This is a genomic window from Rhodococcus sp. EPR-134, assembly GCF_001647205.1.
Classification (GTDB): domain Bacteria; phylum Actinomycetota; class Actinomycetes; order Mycobacteriales; family Mycobacteriaceae; genus Rhodococcus_F; species Rhodococcus_F qingshengii.
In genome coordinates this window covers 1-4,794 of the sequence record NZ_LVCT01000313.1, presented here as the reverse complement: position 1 = coordinate 4,794, position 4,794 = coordinate 1, and the positions used below count along the sequence as shown (strand labels likewise).

5 protein-coding genes and 1 pseudogene are annotated in these 4,794 nt (G+C 62.3%); 3 read left to right on the top strand and 3 right to left on the bottom strand.

The annotated features are described in order from the left end of the window. The coding region (locus A2J01_RS14255) for a GIY-YIG nuclease family protein (protein ID WP_197494223.1) at positions 1-512 on the bottom strand (512 nt) is incomplete at its 3' end. A gap of 45 nt (positions 513-557) precedes the next feature. After that, entirely contained in the window at positions 558-1,145 is a 588-nt protein-coding gene (locus A2J01_RS14250) for a TetR/AcrR family transcriptional regulator (protein ID WP_223304676.1), read from the bottom strand. A 178-nt stretch (positions 1,146-1,323) separates the two neighbouring features. Here A2J01_RS14250 and A2J01_RS14245 point away from each other — a divergent pair, with 178 nt between their 5' ends. The 3 genes from A2J01_RS14245 (at position 1,324) to A2J01_RS14235 (ending at position 4,531) form a co-directional block, all read left to right on the top strand. Continuing rightward, positions 1,324-2,889, top strand: a complete 1,566-nt coding sequence (locus A2J01_RS14245) for an LVIVD repeat-containing protein (RefSeq protein WP_064112937.1) — start codon at positions 1,324-1,326, stop codon at positions 2,887-2,889. Further along, positions 2,886-3,542 carry a DUF305 domain-containing protein gene (locus A2J01_RS14240; protein WP_064112936.1) on the top strand — a complete coding sequence of 219 codons (657 nt, stop codon included), beginning with the start codon at positions 2,886-2,888 and terminating at the stop codon, positions 3,540-3,542. Before A2J01_RS14245 ends, A2J01_RS14240 begins: the two co-directional genes overlap by 4 nt. A gap of 65 nt (positions 3,543-3,607) precedes the next feature. Then, positions 3,608-4,531, top strand: a complete 924-nt coding sequence (locus A2J01_RS14235; RefSeq protein WP_064112935.1) for a DUF2797 domain-containing protein — start codon at positions 3,608-3,610, stop codon at positions 4,529-4,531. A gap of 7 nt (positions 4,532-4,538) precedes the next feature. Here the strand turns inward: A2J01_RS14235 and A2J01_RS14230 are convergent. Next, a pseudogene (locus tag A2J01_RS14230) lies at positions 4,539-4,794 on the bottom strand (hypothetical protein); the annotation flags it as partial.

The window sequence follows — 4,794 nt, the reverse complement described above, 5'->3', positions numbered from 1 at the left end:
TCGCGGATCCGAGCGATCTTGGCTGCCGTCACAGCACCATTCGACTCGGCCGGAGCGTCCGCTCCTTCGAGGTTCGCGAGTTCACCGAGCGCTTCGAACACCGGCGCGAATACTTGATTTCCCGTGCCGTGCCCGACATGGAACACCTGGTCGTTACGCGGGTCACGCAAAGCAAAGACATACTGCCCCAGCCTCTTCCCGACCTTCTCGGAGAACGGCTGCGGAGCGGGCTTCCTGACGACGACCTCGGTGGACAGAGTGCGCATCACGGCCAGACGTAGTGCGTCTGGCACGCTGGTGGAACCGGCAGCACCGGAAAAGATTGCCGCCGAAGCAGCGCTGATCGAGGTGAACGTGCGGCCGACTTGCTTCTCGAGAGAGGCAGAGACCGTACCGACCGCAGTCAGTTTTGCATCGAGGGTGCCGTCACCCTCGACAAGGAACTCCTTGATCAACGGAGCAACGAGCAAGGTGGAGCCGATAGCGCGAGGAACTGTCCAGACAATAGCCATGCCACGAGCCTAGGCGATCACCTCGAGGCGCGAGGCGAACGCGACTCAGCCCGCCGCTGCCGGCCCGGCCAGTCCCTGCACAAGTAGGTTCCAGGCCGAGTGCGCGACTTCTTTTCGCGAGCTCTCGGCAGTCCGTTCCATGATCGCGGCGAACATCGCGATCGCCAGAATCACGTCCTCAGCAGTCACGGACTCGCGTATCTTCCCAGCTCGACGCGCCTCCTCGAGGCGTCCTTCGAGGAGATCGGTCAGGCGGGTGCCTGCCGAATTCAGTCGTGAGTCGCCGAAGGAGACGGGCTTGATGACCTCCACGAACACGATGGAGGTGGTGATCTGGTCTACCAACAATCGAAAAAGATCGTCGAGAGTCGAATCCGGATCGGCAGCCATATCTTGCAGCTCGACGATGTTCTCGTCGAACACCGCGAGTGCGAGGCTTTCGCGAGTGGGAAAGTGCCGGTAGAGGCTGCCCTGACCGACGCCGGCCGTGCGGGCGATCAGGCTGAGCGGAGCAGCAAAACCCTGAGTGGCGAACACCTCACGAGCTGCTGAGACGAGTGCCGCACGATTGCGCGCCGCATCTCTCGGCCCTCTGTTGAGAGATCCGCTATTGACGCGGCCAGACGATGTCACGCACACTACGATACCAACCGGACAGCATTGTCCGGTTGGTTGCGGCCCGACACCGGTTCACACCCCGACCCGATCGTCGTGAGCGCTCGAACACGCGCCTGCCCTCCGTGCTGCCTGTCCGTGAGATACGTCTGCCCGTGAGATACGAAAGGCAATCCCGCACCGGGAGTTGGACTCGATGAAATCGTTCACGACCATCAGAACCAGATCTGCCATCGCACTCGTCGCCTTGATCACCGTCCTTCCCGTGTGCGTCGCGTCGGCTGAGCCCGCCACTGCCCCGGGCTCGATCCACGAGAACCCGGGTGTCGCTTCCACCGCCGCAAGCCGCGCCGAATGCGGCCCGGGATCGATGCCCGAGACCGGGTTGCAGGGTGATGTTCCGGCCGAGGACCGAAACAGCGGACGCAGCCGAGACGGCTACAGCTGCAACATGTCTCAGATCGGCGGCTACTCGGGTCGCGGCGGCGGGATCACGTCCACCAACTTCGAACACTGCTCGTACGTCGGCAGTTTCTTCCCCGGGAACCTCCTGGGCCCCGCCCAGGGCGTCCAAGTTCTCGACGTATCGGATCCTGCCAATCCTGCTCTCACCGCCACGCTGACCGAACCCGCGATGCTGGCCGGAACGTGGGAGAGCCTCAAGGTCAACACCGCGCGAAAGCTGCTGGTGGGCACGGGCGTTCCGCTCTTGACCGGCGTCGGCCTGATGTCGGTCTACGACATCTCCGATTGCGCGCACCCGAAACTACTCAACCCCGGACCAGGAACCGATCTGGGGATGCTGCTGCCCATCACCAATCACGAGGGAGGATTTTCACCGGACGGGAACACCTACTGGTCTTCCGGCACCGCTCCCGGCGTGGTGAGCGCCGTCGATCTCACCGATCCCGCCAACCCACGCGTCGTCTGGCAGGACCTCATCGGGTTGTCGACGCACGGATTCGGAATCAGTCCCGACGGAAATCGCATGTACTTGTCGAACAATCTCGGCGGAATACATGTCCTCGATATCAGTGAAGTTCAGCGCCGCGTCCCGAATCCTCGGGTGCGCCAACTGTCCCAGCTCTCGTGGACCGACGGTTGGGCCACCCAACACAGCATTCCGGTCACCTACGACGGTTCGCCGTACCTGTTCACCGTCGACGAAGGTGGTTCCGGCGGAGTCAAATTGATCGACGTCTCCGATGACGACGAACCGTCGGTCGTCAATTCGGTGAAGCTCGAAATCAATCTGCCGGAGAATCAAGACGCTGCGCTGGCGTCCGCGGCCGGTGGATCGCTGTTCGCGTACGAATCTCACTACTGTTCGGCAGATCGCCCGGTCGACCCGACTGCGCTCGCATGTGGATGGATCTCGAGCGGGATTCGGGTCTTCGATGTTCGAGATCCCTTCGACGTCCACGAAATTGCGTACTTCAATCCACCTGCTCGGACCGGTGACAATCTCGAACTCGCCAACTCGCCACACGCTCTCGCGTCGCTCATCGGGGTACCCGTTCTCAGCACCCCGGCAATCGCGCAGTCGATCGCGCAGGGCCAGTTCGACCCCGGCCAAGCACTGAGTTCGCGGTCGGGCATGGTCGCTCTCGGCGACATCTCGACCGATTGGTGCTTCTCCCCGCCCGAATGGCGCGGGACCACGTTGTGGGCGACGTGCGCCGACAACGGCTTTGTTGCCATGCAACTCGAAAACGGTGTCTACACACCACCCGCCGACCAGAAGACGACCGTGGGATCATGACGGCGCCGCGATCGGTCAAAGCCGTCGCACTCGTGGCCGCGGCACTGATGCTGCTCGTACTCGGCGCAGCATTACGTCCCCTGTTCGCACCCGAGAACCACACGCAGAGAGCTGTTCTGAGCGAAACCGAAATCGGATTCGTGCACGACATGGCGGCCCACCATCAACAGGCCCTCTTCATTCTCGCGCGTCTGAGTCCCGATGTGGACCCGGCGGTGACGAGACTGGCCCAGCAGATCGACGATGTTCAACGAACGGAAATCGGTGTCATGCTCGGTTGGCTGAGGTTGGCCGGTGTCCCGCCGAATAGTAGAACGCCGATGGCGTGGATGGAGGCGTCGCCGAGCGGCGCCGGCGACTCTCGTCATCACCCGGCAACGCTGGACACCGAGACCGACTCCATGCCGGGTATGGCTACGACCGAAGAACTCGAGAAACTGAGCAGCGCTCGCGGGCTCGACGCCGAGGTCCTTTTCCTTCAACTGATGGAACGCCACCACCGTGGCGGGATCGCCATGGCGCAGGCCGCCGATGCCCTGCTCGAGAGCGGGCCGGTGAAACAGTCCGCCCGCGACATGATCAACACCCAGAGTCAGGAATCCGGGCTGATGACACTGATGCTCGAACAACGTGGGGCACAACCACTGCACTGACCCGCACGTCCAGTGACTACCATAGGTGTCGACCTGCGAACTACAGAAGGAATCGACACTTCATCATGACCCTGCTTGTTCGCGGAATCGATTGGTCGAACCCGACAGCACCGCGGATCCGATGCGTCGACGACACCACTGCTGCTACGACCTTCTTCACTCACGACTCGGTGCTGCGATTCTCCGTCGACGAGACGAAGGGCCGCCGCTGCCTCGGCTGGCGAGATCTCACCGCCGAAGGTCCAGGACACTCGCCGTGCGACCGCGGGGCGACGGTCACCGCAGGACGCCAATGCGACCGATGCCGAAATCGTGAGGGGTTCACCACGGTTCATCAGGCACACGTCAGCGGCGCGCACATTCATCCGAATGTGCGTACCTACCTCGCACAACCACAATGGCTCTACGTCGACGTATTCGCCGGCGGCCAGATGAAGGTGGGGACGGCGTCCGAGTTCCGCAAGCATCCGCGAGTCGCCGAACAAGGGGCAGTCTGCGCATTGTTCGTAGCGCGGTCGACGGACGGTTACAGCATTCGCGCCCTCGAAGCCCGAGTTTCGGAGCACTTCCACTTGAGCCAGGCAATACGTACGTCTCGGAAGATCGAAGCGTTGACAGGTCCCTTGGATCGAGAGAAACTACGAAAGTCGTTGCACCACTTCGTATCGTCGATCAAAGACGAGCTGAATGACATCGGATCGGACATCGACGGAATCGAGATCCTGGAGGCTCCCGAAGAATGGACGGCGCCGGCGTGCGCTGACGTGGTCTTCGATGCGGCACCGTTGATCGCGTATCCGCACACTTTCGAGTCCGGGGAACATTCCTTGTATCTGGAGGGCCTTGCCGGTTCGATCGCCTCGCTGCGGATCGACCCCGACTCTGAATCGCCACGCTTTGTCGCGGACGTGTCCGGACTGGTCGGTCGAACCATCACCGTCGGCGAGTTCGAGTCCCCTGGCGTGGCGATTCAGGAATCGTTGTTCTGAAAGTAGGTCAGCAACTTCCCGCGGTCGCTGCGGCGAATCCGCGAGTGACCTCGGCCTGCTCGTCGGCAGACAGGCTCGACCATTCGGGATAAGCCTGGATGGAGGTCAGCATGTCGTTTGCCAATGATTCACGCGTCATGCCCATTTCCTCTCCGGACTCGTCGATGGCCGGCTGGTATGCGTCGAGGTACCGGAGAACGTCGGAGCACGCCTGCGCGTAGGTCCGTGGCAGCGCCGAACTCACATTCGGGTCGGACGGGACC